The sequence below is a fragment of the Brevibacterium sp. genome (genome assembly GCF_031179145.1).
GTDB lineage: Bacteria > Actinomycetota > Actinomycetes > Actinomycetales > Brevibacteriaceae > Brevibacterium.
On sequence record NZ_JAPSIB010000016.1, the window covers coordinates 1 to 17111 of the forward strand.

The 17111-nt window shown below is 66.3% G+C and carries 15 protein-coding genes; 5 read left to right on the forward strand and 10 right to left on the reverse strand.

The genetic code is table 11. The features are described 5' to 3' along the window. Positions 1 to 372: 372 nt before the first annotated feature. The 3 genes from ilvC to RIT73_RS12140 form a co-directional block, all read right to left on the reverse strand. Positions 373 to 1401: a ketol-acid reductoisomerase gene (gene ilvC / locus RIT73_RS12130; RefSeq protein ID WP_309132338.1), complete on the reverse strand. Its 1029-nt coding sequence runs from the start codon at positions 1399 to 1401 to the stop codon at positions 373 to 375. Positions 1402 to 1564: 163 nt separating this feature from the next. Then, complete coding sequence (gene ilvN / locus RIT73_RS12135) at positions 1565 to 2077, reverse strand: acetolactate synthase small subunit (protein ID WP_309132339.1); 513 nt, start codon at positions 2075 to 2077, stop codon at positions 1565 to 1567. Beyond that, a complete protein-coding gene (locus RIT73_RS12140; RefSeq protein ID WP_309132340.1) occupies positions 2074 to 3996 on the reverse strand; it encodes an acetolactate synthase large subunit in 1923 nt (640 codons plus the stop codon). Before RIT73_RS12140 ends, ilvN begins: the two co-directional genes overlap by 4 nt. A gap of 349 nt (positions 3997 to 4345) precedes the next feature. On the opposite strand from RIT73_RS12140, the gene RIT73_RS12145 reads away from it, so the two are divergent. The 3 genes from RIT73_RS12145 to RIT73_RS12155 all read left to right on the forward strand — a co-directional run bounded on the left by RIT73_RS12145 (position 4346) and on the right by RIT73_RS12155 (position 8526). Further along, entirely contained in the window at positions 4346 to 6109 is a 1764-nt protein-coding gene (locus tag RIT73_RS12145; RefSeq protein ID WP_309132341.1) for an ABC transporter ATP-binding protein, read from the forward strand. Next, positions 6106 to 7953, forward strand: a complete 1848-nt coding sequence (locus RIT73_RS12150) for an ABC transporter ATP-binding protein (protein WP_309132342.1) — start codon at positions 6106 to 6108, stop codon at positions 7951 to 7953. The genes RIT73_RS12145 and RIT73_RS12150 overlap by 4 nt, the downstream gene beginning before the upstream one ends. Positions 7954 to 8034: 81 nt before the next feature. Further along, on the forward strand, positions 8035 to 8526 hold the full coding sequence (locus RIT73_RS12155) for a hypothetical protein (protein ID WP_309132343.1): 492 nt from the start codon (positions 8035 to 8037) through the stop codon (positions 8524 to 8526). A 74-nt stretch (positions 8527 to 8600) separates the two neighbouring features. Here the strand turns inward: RIT73_RS12155 and RIT73_RS12160 are convergent, their stop codons facing one another. Next, the gene (locus tag RIT73_RS12160) at positions 8601 to 9164 is read right to left on the reverse strand and encodes a protein-L-isoaspartate carboxylmethyltransferase (RefSeq protein WP_309132344.1); all 564 of its coding nucleotides are present in this window, start codon (positions 9162 to 9164) and stop codon (positions 8601 to 8603) included. Between the two features lie 176 nt (positions 9165 to 9340). Here RIT73_RS12160 and RIT73_RS12165 point away from each other — a divergent pair, with 176 nt between their 5' ends. Further along, positions 9341 to 9853, forward strand: a complete 513-nt coding sequence (locus RIT73_RS12165) for an adenine phosphoribosyltransferase (protein WP_309132345.1) — start codon at positions 9341 to 9343, stop codon at positions 9851 to 9853. Positions 9854 to 9947: 94 nt separating this feature from the next. Then, positions 9948 to 10769, forward strand: coding sequence for an aldo/keto reductase (locus RIT73_RS12170; protein ID WP_309132346.1), 822 nt, complete (start codon positions 9948 to 9950; stop codon positions 10767 to 10769). An 89-nt stretch (positions 10770 to 10858) separates the two neighbouring features. On the opposite strand, the gene RIT73_RS12175 is transcribed toward RIT73_RS12170, so the two are convergent. From RIT73_RS12175 to RIT73_RS12200, 6 genes are all read right to left on the reverse strand, one after another. Next, on the reverse strand, positions 10859 to 11800 hold the full coding sequence (locus RIT73_RS12175; protein WP_309132347.1) for a D-2-hydroxyacid dehydrogenase family protein: 942 nt from the start codon (positions 11798 to 11800) through the stop codon (positions 10859 to 10861). Positions 11801 to 11982: 182 nt separating this feature from the next. After that, a complete protein-coding gene (gene ilvD / locus RIT73_RS12180; protein WP_309132348.1) occupies positions 11983 to 13695 on the reverse strand; it encodes a dihydroxy-acid dehydratase in 1713 nt (570 codons plus the stop codon). 65 nt (positions 13696 to 13760) lie between these two features. Continuing rightward, on the reverse strand, positions 13761 to 14708 hold the full coding sequence (locus RIT73_RS12185; protein WP_309132349.1) for a 2-hydroxyacid dehydrogenase: 948 nt from the start codon (positions 14706 to 14708) through the stop codon (positions 13761 to 13763). 91 nt (positions 14709 to 14799) lie between these two features. After that, on the reverse strand, positions 14800 to 15276 hold the full coding sequence (locus tag RIT73_RS12190; RefSeq protein WP_309132350.1) for a MarR family transcriptional regulator: 477 nt from the start codon (positions 15274 to 15276) through the stop codon (positions 14800 to 14802). 2 nt (positions 15277 to 15278) lie between these two features. Further along, positions 15279 to 15965 carry a CE1759 family FMN reductase gene (locus tag RIT73_RS12195; RefSeq protein WP_309132351.1) on the reverse strand — a complete coding sequence of 229 codons (687 nt, stop codon included), beginning with the start codon at positions 15963 to 15965 and terminating at the stop codon, positions 15279 to 15281. Continuing rightward, a complete protein-coding gene (locus RIT73_RS12200; protein WP_309132352.1) occupies positions 15962 to 17110 on the reverse strand; it encodes an LLM class flavin-dependent oxidoreductase in 1149 nt (382 codons plus the stop codon). Before RIT73_RS12200 ends, RIT73_RS12195 begins: the two co-directional genes overlap by 4 nt. Position 17111: the final 1 nt, after the last annotated feature.

Here is a 17111-nt window from a genome sequence, read left to right on the forward strand (position 1 = left end):
AATCATTATTGAACGAGCGACGCCCTGTCGGGGTGATTCCGGGTTGAGCAGCGAGCATGATGCCGTACCTCCTACCCCGCCCTATTTGCCAGGAACTGTCTCACAACAATCCTGGCAAATAGGGTATGGACGGTGCTCTCGAAAGAAAGTGGTCCGTTCGGCAGCTGCAGTGTTCGTGCAGTGTCCGCGCAGAGTGCTCTCTCGCAACGTGGTGGTCCGCTCGGTGGCCGGGAAGACGCATGGCCGGAGGAAACCCTTCGGTCTCCTCCGGCCATGCGTGCCGGCTCTGCCGCCGCTCATCCGAGCGGCTGCGGCAAGTCAGCCGCTCATCCCGAGCCGCTGCGGCATGTCAGCCGTGCAGCCTCGCGACGATCAGCGAGCGGCAGTGCCCTCGGTGTAGTCGTCGTCGGTGTCCTTGAGCCACGCGAACATCTTGCGCAGTTCGCGGCCGGTCGCCTCGATCGGGTGCTGCTCTTCCTTGCTGCGCAGCTCCTTGAATTCGGCTCCACCGTTCTTCTGGTCGTTCATGAACCGCTCGGCGAAGGCGCCGTTCTGGATGTCGTTGAGGACTTCCTTCATGTTGGTCTTCACGTCCGGGGTGATGACGCGAGGACCGGAGACGTAGTCGCCGTACTCAGCGGTGTCGGAGATCGACCAGCGCTGCTTGGCGATGCCGCCCTCGACCATCAGGTCGACGATGAGCTTGAGCTCGTGGAGGACCTCGAAGTAGGCGATCTCCGGCTGGTAGCCGGCCTCGACCAGAGTCTCGAAGCCGTACTGCACGAGGTGGGAGACGCCACCGCAGAGGACGGTCTGCTCACCGAAGAGGTCGGATTCGGTCTCCTCGGTGAAGGTGGTCTTGATGCCGCCGGCGCGCAGGCCGCCGATGGCCTTCGCGTAGGAGAGCACGGTGTCCCAGGCCTTGCCGGAGGCGTCGGCCTCGACGGCCACGAGAACCGGCACGCCGCGGCCGTCGACGTACTCGCGACGCACGACGTGGCCCGGGCCCTTGGGGGCGACCATGATGACGTCGACATCATCAGGAGCCTGGATGTAGCCGAAGCGGATGTTGAAGCCGTGGGCGAAGAGCAGGGCCTTGCCAGCGGAGAGGTGAGGAGCGATCTCGTTGTTGTAGATCTCGGCCTGAACCTGGTCCGGAGCCAGGATCACGATGACATCGGCCCATTCGGCCACCTCGGCGGGGGTGCCGACTTCGAGGCCCTCGGCGGCGACCTTGTCGCGGCTGGCCGAGCCCTCCTTGAGGCCGATGCGAACCTCGACGCCGGAATCGCGCAGGCTCAGTGCGTGCGCGTGGCCCTGGCTGCCGTAACCGATGACCGCGACCTTCTTGCCCTGGATGACGGACAGGTCGGCGTTGTCATCGTAATAGCGTTCTGCCATTGTTCTTGCTCCTTTGAGAATTCGGGGTACGACCCCATTGTTTCACACTTCGGTACTGCAGTTCATTTATTGAGACGCGTTGTGTTCCAGATCTTGGAACGCTGATCGTGGGGCCGCCCCCCGCGACAGTCGTGCAGGAATCCCCGCCGAGGTGGTGGCCGGCTCAGCCGCGCAGCGCGCGGTCGGTGATCGACTTCGGTCCGCGGCCGATCGCCACGGTTCCCGACTGCACGATCTCCTTGATCCCGAACGGCTCGAGCACTTCGCGCAGCGCCTCGACCTTGCCGAGCTCACCGGTCGCCTCGACACACACGGAGTCGGTCGAGACGTCGACGATCTTGGCGCGGAACATCTCCACCGCGGCTGCCACCTGCGGCCGGGTCGAGGCGTTGGCCTTGACCTTGTAGATCACGTGGGCCCGGCGCACGGAAGTGGCGGGTTCGAGCTCGACGATCTTGATGACGTTGACGAGCTTGTTGAGCTGCTTGGTCACCTGCTCGAGCGGCACGCCGCCCACGTCGACGACCACCGTGATGCGCGAGAGCTCGTCGTGTTCGGTCACGCCCACGGCGAGGCTGTGGATGTTGAAACCGCGCCGGGCGATGAGGCCGGTGAAGCGGGTCAGCACGCCGGGCTTGTTCTCCACCAGGACGGAGAGTGTGTGCCGGTTGTTCATTCCAGGCCTCCTTCGATCTGTGCGATGCCCCGGGCATCGCTTGCCTCGGCGAACTGGGCTTCGGCCTGCTCGTCACCCTCGTCCTCGAATTCGGGTCGGATCCCGCGGGCGTACTGGATCTCGTCATTGGACACCCCGGCCGCGACCATCGGCCACACCATGGCGTCCGGCGGGACGGTGAAGTCGATGACGACGGGTCGGTCATTGGTCTCGAGTGCCGTCTGGATCGCCGCGTCGACGTCCTCGTTGGCGTCCACGCGGAGAGCGAGGCAGCCATAGGATTCGGCGAGCTTGACGAAGTCGGGGATCCGGATCGTCTCGTGACCGGTGTTGAGGTCGGTGTTGGAGTACCGGCCGTCGTAGAACAGCGTCTGCCACTGGCGCACCATGCCCAGGGACGAGTTGTTGATGATGGCGACCTTGATCGGGATGTTGTTGAGCGTGCAGGTGGCCAGTTCCTGATTCGTCATCTGGAAGCAGCCGTCGCCGTCGATCGCCCACACCACCCGGTCGGGCTCGGCGACCTTGGCGCCCATCGCCGCAGGGACCGAATAGCCCATCGTGCCGAGTCCGCCGGAGTTGAGCCACGACTTGGGGCGTTCGAACTCGACGAACTGGGCGGCCCACATCTGGTGCTGACCGACGCCTGCGGCATAGACGGCTTCCGGGCCCGTCAGTGCGGAGATGCGCGAGATCACGTACTGCGGATCGCAGAGCTCCTCGTGGGAGGTGTAGCCGAGCGGGTACGTCGTCTTCAGCCGGTTGATCAGCCGCCACCACGGCTCACGCTCGCGCTCGAGCGCCTTGGGGAACTTGTCCTTGAGCTCGGCGAGCATCTCGGCGAGGACTTCCCGGGCGTCGCCGACGATCGCCACGTCGACCTCGCGGTTCTTCCCGATCTCCGCCGGATCGATGTCGGCGTGGATGACCTTGGCGTTCGGGGCGAACGAATCGAGATTGCCGGTGACGCGATCGTCGAAGCGGGCGCCGATGGCGATGAGAAGATCGGACTTCTGGAAGGCGGTGACGGCGGGCACGGTCCCGTGCATCCCCGGCATGCCCACGTGCAGCTCATGGGAGTCGGGGAAGGCACCCCGGGCCATCAGCGTCGTGGCGACGGGAATCCGGGTCGCCTCGGCGAGCTTGAGCAGCTCCTTCTCCGCCTCCGAGCGGATGACGCCACCGCCGATGTAGAAGACGGGGCGCTGGGACTCGGAGATGAGCCGCGCGGCCTCGCGGATCTGCTTGGCGTGAGGCTTGAGGACCGGCCGGTAGCCGAGCAGCTGCGGCTCCTCGGGCCAGACGAAGGGAGCGGTGCTGGTCTGCGCGTCCTTCGTGATGTCGACGAGCACCGGACCGGGCCGGCCGGTGGTGGCGATGTGGTGGGCGTTGAGGAGTGCGCCGGGAATGTCCTCGGGCTTGGTGATGAGGAAGCTGTGCTTGGTCACCGGCATCGTCATTCCGACGATGTCGGCCTCCTGGAACGCGTCGGTGCCGAGCAGCTTCGAGCTCTGCTGACCGGTGATCGCGAGCAGCGGGACGGAGTCCATGTGGGCATCGGCGAGCGCCGTGATGAGGTTGGTCGCTCCGGGCCCGGAGGTGGCGATGCACACTCCCAGCTTGCCCGAGGCCGCGGCATAGCCTTCGGCCGCGTGCCCGGCCCCCTGCTCATGACGGACGAGGATGTGGCGGATCTTGTCGGTCTCGAACAGCGGATCGTAGGTCGGAAGGATGGTGCCGCCGGGGAGGCCGAATACAGTGTCGACCCCGAGTCGCTCGAGACTGCGCACGATCGCCTGCGCGCCCGTGAGGACCTCCGGGGTCGAGTTTCGTCGGATGCTTGACGGGGTGGCGGTCACCGTGGCTGTGCCGGGAGCACTGCCTGATGCCGCCTTCTGTGCCGAGGGCGTGGCTGCCATCGTTTCTGTCCTTCCTAGTGATCCCACTCGTTTCCGCATAAAAAATGCCCCTCCGGTGTCGGTAGGGGCGCGCGGAACGTGTCGTACTGACAGGCTACGGGTGATCCGCGCGCTGGCTAATGACGACGACGAGAAGGTGAGTCATGCCTCAATAGAACCCTCCCCGCAAGTGGGGTGTCAAACGACGCAATGGAACGTCTCGGATCATGGGACAACACCTGCCTGAGGGGTGAGACGGGTCACTGGTCTCTCCTCGGCCCGCTCCAAGGCCACTGAGCTCCCGTGCGGACAGACGGGCGTCCCTTCGCTGCTGTGGACTGTGTCACAGAGTGGGACTAGATTGGCAACTGTGCATCCCCTGCTCCGATTCTGGCCTGATGTGCGTGAGCGCATCGGCGTCTACATCCTCGTCCTCCTCCTCACCCTGTTCGCCAACGGCATCCAGCTCCTCGTCCCCCTGATCACCGGCCACATCATCGACGGACCCATCGCGCACGGCGATCTCGACGGCCTGTGGTGGCCCGTGCTCGGTGTGCTGGCGATCGGCATCGCCGAGGCTCTCGCGCTCTGGGCCCGCCGCATGGTCGTCGCCCCTGTCGTCTCCGCTTGGGAGGTGAAGTGGCGCTCTCGGCTGTTCGACCGGCTCCAGTACACCTCGGTGGCGATCCACGACTCGTGGGAGTCGGGTCAGCTGCTCTCGCGGGCGATCAACGACCTGTCCCAGCTGCGTCGGTTCTTCGCCTTCGGGATCCCCTTCCTCCTGGTCATGCCTCTCGTCATCATCGTCGGCACGATCATGCTCACCGCCCTGCAGCCGATCTTCGGCCTCATCATGCTCGTCATGGCGGTTCCGACGATCGTCACCGTGTCGATCTTCGAGAAGAGGTACCGCGAGACCTCCCGGCAGTCACAGGACACGGTCGGTGAGATCGCGACCGCCGTCGAGGAGTCGATCCAGGGCATCCGCATCCTCAAGTCCTTCGGCCGCTCCCCCTGGGCAGCCGCCCGCTTCTCCTCGCTGTCGACGAAGCTGCGCGGCCTCGAGATCCGCAAGGCGAAGCTCGACTCCTGGTTCTGGAGCGTCCTGCTCCTCCTTCCCACTCTGGCGCAGGCGGCGATCGTCGGCGTGGGCACCTGGGGCGTCGTCGAAGGGTGGACGACGATCGGAGCAGTCGTCGCGGGGGTGACGATCTCGATGGTGCTGCGGATGCCGATCGAGATGCTCGGGTTCCTGCTCGCCGATGCTCTGATGTCGCTGACTGCGGCCGCGAGGTACTGGGAGGTCATCGACATCCGGCACGAGATCACCGACGCCGACGGAACCATCGCCGACGATCCCGACGTCGGGCACCACCGCGGCGAGCTCGTCTTCGACGACGTCGACTTCCACTTCGCCGACACCGAGGTGAACACGCTCACGGCGCTCGACCTGCGCATCGCGCCCGGCCAGACCCTGGCCCTCGTCGGCACCACCGGAGCCGGCAAGACGACCGTGGCCGCACTCGTGCCCAGACTCCAGGACGTCACCGGCGGCGCCGTGCGCATCGACGGCGTCGACATCCGCGACATGCCGGTCAATGAGCTGCGCCGCCTGGTGTCCGTGTCGTTCGAGGATCCGATCCTGTTCTCCGCCTCGGTCGCCGAGAACGTCGCAATGGGCTCCCCCGGAGCCGGTGACGACGAGATCCGGAGGGCGCTGGAGATCGTGTGCGCCAAGGATTTCGTCGAACGTCTCCCGAACGGCATCGACACCGAGGTGGGCGAACAGGGCCTGTCCCTGTCCGGCGGGCAGCGTCAGCGCCTGGCCCTGGCCCGGGCTGTCATCGGCAAGCCTCGCATCCTCGTCCTCGACGACCCACTGTCCGCGGTCGACGTCGACACCGAGGACCGCGTGCAGCGGGCCTTGCGGGAGATCCTGCCCGAATCCACCACCCTCGTCATCGCCCACCGTCCATCGACGGCGGCACTCGCCGACGTCGTCGCCGTGCTCGACGAGGGCCGGATCGCGGCGCTGGGCACCCACGAGGAGCTGCTCGCCACCTCGCCGCTCTACCGGGAGCTCATGGGCGCCGGCGCGATGACGGAATCACGCGGGACAGGAGCGGAGGAATGAACGCCGATCGCGACGACACGGTCGAAGAGCTGCCACCCGACATCGCGAAGAAGGCGCGCGCACTGCTGCGCTCCCTCATCCGCCCGCATCTGGCGATGGCGCTGTTCCTGCTCGTCATCGTCGTCCTCACCGCACTGCTCCTCATCATCGGTCCGATCTTCATCGCCGAGGCACTCGACACCGGCGTCCCCCGCGCCGTGGACGGGGACCCCATCCCGCTCATCCGCGCGGTCTCGCTGTTCGTCTCCTCCACGGTCGCCTCGGCGGCCCTGGCATTCGTGTCCACCAGGCTGGTCGGCATCACCGCGCAGAGGATCCTCTTCACCCTGCGCGCCCGGGTCTTCGTCCACGTCCAGCGCCTCGACCTCGGCTACCACGAGAAGTCGAGCTCCGGCCGGCTGGTGTCGCGGCAGACCTCGGACATGGAATCGGTGCAGCAGTTCCTCTCCTATGCACTGTTCGAGACCGCGCTGGCGCTGCTGCAGATGCTCTTCATCGCCGTCACCCTCATCGTGCTCGACGTGCCATTGGCGATGGTCGTCTTCGCCGGATTCATCCCGCTGTTCTTCATCACGAAGGCCGCCCACACCTCGCAGCGCACCGCCTACCGCCGCACCCGCACGTCGATCGCGAAGGTCATCGTGCACTTCGTCGAGACGATGGGCGGGATCCGCGCCGTCCAGGCCTACCGCCGCCAGCCCGACCGCCGCGACACGCTTCATGACCACGATTCGACGTACCGCGATGCCAACACCGACGCGCTCCAGGGCGTGGCCTGGTTCGCCGGCTCCACCCGGCTCGTCGGCAATATCACGCAGACGGCGATCATCGTCGTCGGCGCCTGGCTCGTCATCGAGGGAACGACGCAGATCGGGGTGCTCGCGGCGTTCATCCTCTACCTGCGCCGGTTCTACGGTCCCCTCGACGAGCTGGTCCAGTCGTTCAACCTCTACCAGTCCGCCTCGGCGGCCCTGGAGAAGATCGCAGCCGTGCTCGACACCGACCCCGAGGTGGTCGAACCGGTCCAGGCGACACCGCTGCCGCCGCACACATCGGCGATGCGAACCTCGGTGTCCCCTGTCTCGGAAGCGCACGCTTCGGCGGCGACCGGGCGCAGCATCGAATTCTCGGGGGTGCGGTTCAGCTACGGTAAGGGCGCCGAGGTGCTCCCCCGCTTCGACCTGACGATCCCGGCCGGGCAGATCGTGGCCCTCGTCGGAGCCACCGGGGCCGGCAAATCGACCCTGGTCAAGCTCGTCACCCGGTTCTACGATCCGAGCGAGGGCGCGGTCCGACTCGACGGAGTGGATCTGCGCGACCTCGCCGATGACGAGCTGCGCTCGAGCGTGGTCATGGTGACTCAGGAGTCGTTCCTGTTCGCCGGCACGATCGCCGACAACATCCGCATCGGCAATCCTGACGCCTCCGACGCCGAGGTGGTGGCCGCTGCCCGTGCGGTGGGCCTCGACCCATACGTCCGCAGGCTGCCCGAGGGCTATGGCACGGATGTGAAGAAGCGCGGCGGGCGTCTGAGCTCGGGCCAACGCCAGCTGGTGTCGTTCGCCCGGGTGTTCCTCGCCGACCCCGACGTCGTCGTCCTCGACGAGGCGACCGCGCATCTGGACATCCCGTCCGAGCGTCTCGTGCAGAATGCTCTGGCCACGGTCCTCGAGGGACGGACGGCGATCATCATCGCCCACCGGCTGTCCACGGTCGAGATAGCCGATCGGGTCCTGGTCATGGAGGCCGGCCGGATCATCGAGGACGGCGCCCCGAGCGAGCTGATCTCCGGCACCGGGAGGTTCGCCGAACTCCACCGCGCCTGGCGCGACACTTTGGTGTGATTGAAGAAGGAGTTTGATCTAACCGATGCCCGCTTCATAGAGTTTGATGTAATTTGATGTCTTTTGCTGTATCCTTCTGTCATGGGAATCACCTATTTTGCCTGCGCCTATCCTGCCGAACTGACCGAACTCGTGGTCAAGCGACCGGAATTCGCTCTGACAGCCAATCCGGTCATGGAAGCGTGGAGAAGAGAACAGCCAGAGGGGCACATCCTCCTGGATCTCGACAAGACATTCCATGCCTTCCAATTCGCCTCTGCTCCGGATCCGATCTCGGATTTCCCAGGTCGACCGTGCTTTCGCATGTTCGAAGGCCAGGTGACCCAATGCGTGAGCTGGGACTATGGGTGGGATCCCTGGTTGCGGGCCATCACTCCGGACGAGACTGTCCTCATCGCCGAGGATCTGATCAGCGTGGAGGTCGAATCAGTCGCCCAGGGGGAAGTCGCTCACTACCCGCACACGTCACTCGAAGACGCCCGGCGCACCGCACAGCAGGTCCTCCATCAAGCTCAGGTCTTCACCCAACGTCTCGCCGCTTGCGGAAACGGCTTCGCCTACATGATCGGCTGATCCGGCACCGGAGGTCGGTGACAGTGGCCAGGCACCGGAAGTCGGTGACAGCGGCCAGGCACGGGAGATCGAGTTCAGTCGCTGATCAGGGGCACGAAGCTGTAGCGACCGTGCCGGCTGATCGAGACGTCGTCCGCACCCGGCCCGGTCCGCTCCACCCGCAGCATCGTGCCGGCGACGGGAATCACCATGACCCCACCGGGGCCGAGCTGCTCGACAAGCTCCTGCGGCAGCGAGTCCGGCTGGGCGGAGACGAGGATCCGGTCGAACGGCGCCTCCTCGGGCAGACCGAGAACTCCGGTTTCTGCCGCAACGATGTCGAGGTTGCCGAGCTCGAAGGTGGCCACGACTCGGCGGGAGACTTCGACGAGGTCGAGTTGTCGCTCGACGCCGAACACACGGCCCTCATCGCCGACGATGACGCCGAGCAGCGCTGTCGTCCAGCCCGAGCCGGAGCCCAGGTCGAGCACGCGATCCCCCGGCTGCGCGTCGAGGAGTTCGAGCATGTCCACGACCGTGCTCGGCTGTGAATTCGTCTGCCCCTGGCCGATAGGCAACGGCACATTGATCCCGGCGAGCTCTCGCTGGTCACCGGGCAGGAACCGCTCACGCGGCACCCGGGAGAATGCTTCGGCCAACGAAATGCGTCTGTGTGCCGATTCCATGCCAACCTCCGGCGAGAGAGTGTCCGTACTCGGACGATACTCGCCGAACGTGAAGATTTCCGCAGTTTGGTCAGGGTTTCGGCGGATCAGCGGGTGTTGGGAGGACCGGCCCTCGCTTGTCCGATCCGGCCGCCGAGTATCGTAGACCCGTGACCGAACTCGAGCGCGCAGCCACTCTCATCACGCGGATTCCCGACTACCCGCAGCCGGGAGTCCAGTTCCGAGACATCTCACCCCTGCTCGCCGACGCGGCGGCGATGCGCGCAGTCACCGAAGCCCTCATCGAACCCTTCCGCGGCGGCTTCGACTGCGTCGGCGGACTGGAGGCGCGCGGCTTCCTCTTCGCCGGATACATCTCGGCACTGACCGGCGCAGGCATCCTGCCGATCCGCAAAGCGGGAAAATTGCCGCGACCGGCCGCCTCGGTGTCCTATTCCCTGGAGTACGGCACCGCCACGATCGAGGGACCCGACGTCCTCCACCCCGGCGACAGGGTCCTGCTCGTCGATGACATCCTCGCCACCGGCGGGACGCTGCAGGCGGCCCAGGCCCTCGTGAGGGATCTCGGCGCCGAGGTCGTCGGATCGGCGGTCGTCCTCGAACTCGCCGAGCTGGGCGGACGCGTCCTCACCGGAGACGTCCACGCCGTCTTCACCGATTGAGCCGCTCTCCGAGCGTCGAGTCAGTCCGACGTTATAGGCTCGAGATCATCCTCCCCGGAGGAGCCAATCCATCCCTGCATCGAAAGGTGGCACTATGACGGTTCCCACTCTCACTCTCAACGACGGCAAGACGATCCCGCAGCTGGGCTTCGGAGTCTTCAAGGTCGACCCTGCCGAGACCGAGCGCATCGTCACCGACGCGCTCGAAGTCGGCTACCGCCACATCGACACCGCTGCCATCTACGGCAATGAGGAGGGCGTTGGACGCGCGCTCGCGAAGTCCGGCATCGCCCGCGACGAGCTCTTCGTCACCACGAAGCTCTGGAACGACCGCCACGGCTCTGGGGAGTCGAAGCGAGCCCTGGGTGAGAGTCTTGAGAAGCTCGGACTCGACCACGTGGACCTCTACCTCATTCACTGGCCGACCCCGGCGAACAACAACTCGGTCGAGACCTGGGAGGCATTCCCGTCCTACCAGGAGCAGGGTCTGGTGACCTCGATCGGCGTGTCGAACTTCGACCACCGCTATCTGCCGGAGATCCTCGACACCGGCATCATCCCCGCGGTTGACCAGATCGAATGCCACCCGCAGTTCCAGCAGGTCGAGTCCCGCCCGCTGCTTGTCGAGCACGACATCAAGATCGAAGCCTGGGGTCCTCTGGGCCAGGGCAAGGTCGACTACGCCTCCACCGTGATCGGTGAGATCGCGAGCACCCACGGCAAGTCGTGGGCGCAGACGATCATCCGCTGGCACCTGCAGAAGGGCCACATCGTCTTCCCGAAGTCGAACAACCGGACTCGGATGCAGGAGAACTTCGACGTCTTCGACTTCGAACTCAGCGATGCGGAGATCTCCTCCATCGACGCTCTGGAGAACAACGGCCGTGTCGCCTCCGACCCTGCCGACGTGAACTGAGCGCAGTGCTTCAAGGCCTGGTGAACTGAGCCGACCCTTCCAGCCGGACCGACCAGCCCTGCCCGCTCAGCCGGACCTGCGCAGTCGCGTCAGTTGAGGCGACGCAGGGGCCGGCCGGCCTGCCAGGCGACGATGTCCTCGACGGCCTGGGAGTAGAAGATCCGATAGGTCCGCTCCGTGACATAGCCGAGGTGCGGCGTGATCACGGTGCGCGGCGCTCGGCGAATCGGGTGATCGGAGGGGAGGGGCTCGGCGTCGTGGACGTCGAGCCCCGCTCCGCCGATGCTCCCGGATTCCAGTGCCTCGAGCAGTGCCCGGGTGTCGATGAGCCCCGCCCGCGAGGTGTTGACGAGCACCGCCTCGGGCTTCATCAGGGCGAGTTCGGCGGCGCCGATCAGCCCCCGACTGCGATCGCTGAGCTGGTAATGGACGGAGACGACGTCGCTGGTGGCCAACAGCTCCTCCTTGCTCACCGCCCGCACCGAATGCTCGGCGGCGCGTGCTTCCGTGAGGTTCTGGCTCCAGGCGACGACGTCCATCCCGAAGGCGAGCCCGACCCGGGCGACTCTCGTCCCCAACCTGCCCAGCCCCACTGTGCCGAGGCGCCGGCCCTCCAGATCGACCCCGATCGTCGACTGCCATCCACCGGCACGGATCGCAGCGTCCTCGGCCGGGATGTGGCGGAGCACGGAGAGGATGAGTCCCCAGGTCAACTCCGGCGTCGCCGAGGTAGTCGACTCGGCCCCACAGACGACGACGCCCCGGTCTCGAGCGGTCGCCATATCGATCGACGCGTTCACCCGTCCCGTCGTGACGAGCAGCCGCAGGTCAGGCAGCCGGGACAGCCGTTGTGCCGTGAATGCCGTGCGCTCACGCATAGCGACAACCACCTCGGCGCCGGTGAGCACTTCGACGAGTTCCTCGGTGTCGACGATCGGACGGTCGACGTACTCCACCTCGGCGTCGAGTGAGGCGAAGTCACCGAACCGGGAAGCCACCCGCTGATAGTCGTCGAGCACGACGATCCTCATATCTATCCCTCCCTGTCTGCGGCCGCGGTGCCCGGGACCCCGCCCGATCTGTGAAATCGCCGAGGCGGTGCGGACGTCGGTCCGCACCGCCTCGGCGATGGTGTTCTCAGTTCAGCAGCGAACCCCGCTCGACAGCCGAGGCTGCCGCTCAGCGTCCGGCAGCCGAAACCGCTGATCCAGGCTCAGTAGCAGACGGCTCCGGTGGAAGCCGAACGGACAAGCTTGGCGTACTTGCCGAGCACGCCGGTGAGGCGGTGGTTCTCCGGGATCGTCCAGGTCTTGCGACGTTCCGCGAGCACCGCCTCGTCGACGTGGAGCTCGATCGAGCGGGCGGCGATGTCGACGGTGATCCTGTCGCCGTCCTCGACGAACGCGATGGGTCCGCCGTCAACCGCCTCAGGGGCGACGTGACCGATGCACAGGCCCGTCGATCCGCCGGAGAAGCGGCCGTCAGTGATGAGCAGGACGTCCTTGCCGATCCCCGCACCCTTGATCGCTCCGGTGATCGCGAGCATCTCGCGCATGCCCGGGCCGCCCTTCGGGCCCTCGTAGCGGATGACGACGACGTCGCCCTTCTTCAGCTCTCCATTGAGGACGGCGTCCATCGCCGGCTGCTCCTGGTTGAAGACCCGTGCTGTGCCTTCGAAGATGTCGGCGTCGAAACCGGCCGACTTCACGACCGCACCTTCGGGGGCGAGCGATCCCTTGAGCACGGTGAGTCCACCCGTGGCGTGGATCGGGTTGTCGAGTGCCCGCAGGATCTTGCCGTCGGGGTCCGGTGGATTGATCTTCTCGAGGTTCTCGGCGACGGTCTTGCCGGTCACCGTCAGGCAATCGCCGTTGAGCAGGCCGTTGTCGAGCAGCGCCTTCATGACCACGGGCACGCCGCCGATCTTGAACACGTCGTTCATGACGTACTCGCCGAAGGGCTTGACGTTGCCGAGGTGCGGAACCTTGTCGCCGATCCGGTTGAAGTCGTCGAGGGTGAGTTCGACATTCGCCTCGTAGGCGATGGCGAGCAGGTGGAGCACGGCGTTGGTCGAACCGCCGAAGGCCATGGTCACGGCGACCGCGTTGAGCAGGGACTCACGGGTGATGATGTCGCGCGCCGTGATCCCCTGGCGGAGCAGGTTGACGATCGCCTCACCTGACTGGCGGGCGAAGATCGTGCGGTTGCGGTGGATCGCCGGCGGTGCCGCGGATCCGGGCAGGGACATGCCCATCGCCTCGGCGGCCGAGGCCATCGTGTTCGCCGTGTACATTCCGCCGCAGGCGCCTTCGCCCGGGCACACGGCGCGTTCGATGGCGTCGACGTCCTCACGGCTCATGGTTCCGGCGCGGCAGGCGCCGACGGCCTCGAAGGCGTCGATGAGCGTGACTTCCTTTTCACTGCCGTCGGCGAGCTTCGCGGTGCCCGGCATGATCGAGCCGTTGTAGAGGAAGACGCTGGAGAGGCCGAGGCGGGCCGCGGCCATGAGCATTCCCGGGATCGACTTGTCGCAGCCGGCCATGAGGACGGAGCCATCGAGGCGTTCGGCGCTCATCACGGTCTCGACGGAGTCGGTGATGACCTCGCGGGAGACGAGCGAGTAGTGCATGCCCTCGTGACCCATCGAGATTCCGTCGGAGACGGAGATGGTGCCGAACTCCAGCGGGTAGCCGCCGGCCGCGTGGACGCCTTCTTTGGCGGCACCGCCGAGGCGCTGGAGAGACAGGTTGCAGGGGGTGATCTCGTTCCAGGAGGTGGCGATGGCGATCTGGGGCTTCGCCCAGTCGTCGTCGCCCATTCCGACGGCTCGGAGCATGCCGCGCGAGGCGGTGGATTCGAGGCCATCGGTGACATCGCGGGAACGTGGTTTGATGTCGACAGTGGAGGGGTCTGGATGAATGCTCATGATCGCACTCTACGCCCGAGACACCTTCTCATCGGCGAAGTTCTCGCATATTGGAACCCTTGTCGTCAGTCGATCCGGACGAGGTTGAGCGGCGCCTGCCCGTCGTTGATCCGGCGCACCTGCTCGGCCAGAATCTGCACGACGCGCGGCTCGAATGCCGAGGTGTCACCGCCCACGTGAGGGGTGATGAGGGTGTTCGGGGTTCCCCACAGGGGATGCTTCTCCGGCAGCGGCTCGGGGTCGACGACATCGAGTGCCGCATGGAGGCGACCAGTGGAGAGTTCGGCGACGAGGGCATCGGTGTCGACGACCTTGCCGCGGGCGACGTTGACGATGAGGGCGTTGTCGGGCAGCTGGGCGAGGAAGTCCCTGTCCACGAGATGGTGAGTCTCATCGGTCAGCGGGGTGATGAGGACGACGACCTCGGTATGGGGCAGGAGCCGGGGCAGTTCGTCGACGCCATGGATCTCGCCTCGATCGTCGGTCCGGGCGCGGGTCGCGACTCGGGTGAGCTTGATGTCGAAGGGCGCGAACCGATCCGCGATCGCCGCCCCGATCTCCCCGGCTCCGATGATCATCACGCGGCGGTCCTGAAGAGAGCGGTGGCGGCGGTGGTCCCAGACGCGCGCGACCTGGTTGCGCACGGCGTCGTCGATTCCACGCAGGCTGGCCAAGGTCAGGGCGACGGCGAGTTCGGCCGTGCCTCCGGTGTGGACGCCCGACGCCGTGGCCACCGCGATCCCGCGCTCGGGCAGGTGGGCGACCGGATCGTAGCCGGTGGTCTGGGTGATGACGAGGCGGAGATTGGGCAGGTCGTCGAGAAGCTCGATCGTCGGTCCTGCCTCGAGGTACGGGAGGATGAGGACGTCGATGTCGTCCCTGCTCAGCTTGGCCGACTTCTCTTCAGCCGAGTACACGACGAGGTCCGCGTCGGCACGCTGGTGGGCGGGGATCCGAGCGATGACGCGATTGCGGAGTTCGGAGTTCGGGAAGGCGATGGTCTTGATCGACATGTCCTCATTGTGGCACGAGTCTCAGTCCTGCCTCCAAGCCCGCGACTCGAGGAGACTTCGGCCGACCTCGAAGGACGACGAACCCGCCGCCTCACTCCGGCAGGGCTGAGTCGATCCTCGTGAACACCTGCTCGATGACGGCGAGCTCCTCATCGCTGACGTGGTTGAGGAACACCTCGTCGATGTGCTGCCTGTGCACGCGGGCCGCGGCCAGGAATGCCTGGCCGCCCTTCTCGGTGAGCGAGACATTGTGCGCCCGCTTGTCCTGGGGACATTCGGTCTTCGCCACCAGACCAGCGTCCTCGAGGACCTTGATCCGGTACGTGAGCCGCGATGGTGAGAACACGAGCCGCTTCGCCAACGCGCCCATCGTCAGCGTCCGCTCCGGAGCCTCCCACAGCAGCAGGAGCACGTTGTAGTCGCCGAGCACCAGTCCCGTCCGAGCCTTGAGTCTGGTCTCGAGCAACTGGCTGATGCGCTGAGTCGTCTCGAGATAGCGCCTCCAGCTCCGCTGGGCGAGCGCTTCGGACTGCTGTCCGAATCTGATCGGCTGAACCTCCTCGGCCATCGTCACCCCTCCAGCAGCTGTGCGAACGGGGTGATGCGCTCGGGGTCGAACTCGTCGTCGAGGCTGCGCCTCGGCCGAGCGCTGCGCTGCCCGAGCTCCCCCGGGCCGTGACGCTGTCCCCGACCGTCCGCCTCGGCGCCGGAGAGTCCTCTCACCGACGCGGTCAGGGTCACGAGCTCCTCGGCCGACTGACGGATCCGGCCGCTCAGGCTGCGGCCGCCCTCGACGCTGCCCCAATCATCGGTTGCCGCGAACACCGAGGTGGGGACCACGAGGCCCTTGAGGTAGGACAGCACCGGGCGCAGCACGGTCTCGGCGGCCAGCGAATGCCGGGCTGTGCCACCGGTCGAGCCGATGAGCACCGGGATCCCCGCCAGCGCCTTGTCGTCGATGAGCTGCCAGAACAGGGTGTGCACTCCCACCGGCGCCACCTTGTACACCGGGGTGACGGTGACGATCGCATCCGCCTCGGCGACGGCGGCGAAAGCCTCCTCGAGCTCTTCGGACCGGAATCCGGTCAGGGTCATGTCCGTCAGGGCGGTGGTCAGGGTGCGGATGTTGACGTGCTCCGTCTCGACCGCGAACCCCTGCTCCTCCCCCGCTGCGGCTGCCGCGGTCAGAATCCTGTCGGCGAGCTTGAGGGTGCTCGAGTCCTCACTCAGAGACGTCGTCACACTGAGGATCTTCATTTCTGGCTCACTCCTGCTTCTGCTTCGCGCGCGAGACGGTCGGCCCAGGCGCGCGATCCTTCTCCCCCGCCGGGGATCGGATCCTGGCCGGCGCGGTGGCGCGCGACCAGGGATTCATGGGTGGGTGCGTCCGGCACATCGGCCGGACGATTCTTCGCGAACTCCTCACGCAGGACGGGAATGACCTGCTCGCCGAGGAGGTCGAGCTGTTCCAGCACCGTCTTCTGCGGCAGCCCGGCATGATCGATGAGGAACAGCTGGCGCTGGTAGTCACCGGCCCAGTCCCGGAAGCTCAGGGTCCGTTCGATGACCTGCTGCGGCGACCCGACGGTCAGCGGGGTCTGCGCGGCGAAGTCCTCGAGGCTCGGCCCGTGCCCGTACACGGGGGCGTTGTCGAAGTAGGGCCGGAACTCCCGGACCGCGTCCTGCGAGTTCTTGCGCATGAACACCTGGCCTCCCAGTCCGACGATCGCCTGGTGAGCGGCGCCGTGGCCGTAGTACTCATACCGCTGGCGGTAGAGCTGGACCATCCGCGCGGTGTGCGAGGTCGGCCAGAAGATGTTGTTGTGGAAGAATCCGTCACCGTAGTAGGCGGCCTGTTCGGCGATCTCCGGGCTGCGGATCGACCCGTGCCAGACGAAGGGAGGGACGTCGTCGAGGGGCCAGGGAGTGACCGTGAAGCCACTCAGCGGAGTGCGGAACTTGCCCTCCCAGTCGAGGTTCTTCTCCCGCCACAGACGGTAGAGCAGGTTGTAGTTCTCGACCGCCAGCGGAATGCCCGACCGAATGTCCTTGCCGAACCACGGGTAGACCGGGCCGGTGTTCCCCCGCCCCATGATCAGACTGATCCGCCCTTCGGACAGATGCTGAGCGTACGAGTAGTCCTCGGCGATGCGCACGGGATCGGTCGTGGTGATGAGTGTCGTCGCCGTCGACAGCTGCAGCTCGCTCGTCTGGGCCGCGATGTTGGCGAGCAGGACCGGCGGGTTGGCGGGCGCCACGAACGGCGGGTTGTGGTGCTGGCCGGTCGCGAAGACGTCGAGTCCGACCTCTTCGGCCTTCTTCGCGATCTCCACCGTGTTCTTGATCCGCTGGTGCTCCGAGACGGTCGTGCCGTTCGTCGGATCGGTGGTGACGTCTCCGATG

Bases quoted from the DNA above. Each gene is read 5' to 3' on its own strand.
- ilvC (WP_309132338.1), bottom strand. From the start codon at position 1,401: ATGGCAGAACGCTATTACGATGACAACGCCGACCTGTCCGTCATCCAG.
- ilvN (WP_309132339.1), bottom strand. From the start codon at position 2,077: ATGAACAACCGGCACACACTCTCCGTCCTGGTGGAGAACAAGCCCGGC.
- RIT73_RS12140 (WP_309132340.1), bottom strand. From the start codon at position 3,996: ATGGCAGCCACGCCCTCGGCACAGAAGGCGGCATCAGGCAGTGCTCCC.
- RIT73_RS12150 (WP_309132342.1), top strand. From the start codon at position 6,106: ATGAACGCCGATCGCGACGACACGGTCGAAGAGCTGCCACCCGACATC.
- RIT73_RS12155 (WP_309132343.1), top strand. From the start codon at position 8,035: ATGGGAATCACCTATTTTGCCTGCGCCTATCCTGCCGAACTGACCGAA.
- RIT73_RS12170 (WP_309132346.1), top strand. From the start codon at position 9,948: ATGACGGTTCCCACTCTCACTCTCAACGACGGCAAGACGATCCCGCAG.
- RIT73_RS12175 (WP_309132347.1), bottom strand. From the start codon at position 11,800: ATGAGGATCGTCGTGCTCGACGACTATCAGCGGGTGGCTTCCCGGTTC.
- ilvD (WP_309132348.1), bottom strand. From the start codon at position 13,695: ATGAGCATTCATCCAGACCCCTCCACTGTCGACATCAAACCACGTTCC.
- RIT73_RS12185 (WP_309132349.1), bottom strand. From the start codon at position 14,708: ATGTCGATCAAGACCATCGCCTTCCCGAACTCCGAACTCCGCAATCGC.
- RIT73_RS12190 (WP_309132350.1), bottom strand. From the start codon at position 15,276: ATGGCCGAGGAGGTTCAGCCGATCAGATTCGGACAGCAGTCCGAAGCG.
- RIT73_RS12195 (WP_309132351.1), bottom strand. From the start codon at position 15,965: ATGAAGATCCTCAGTGTGACGACGTCTCTGAGTGAGGACTCGAGCACC.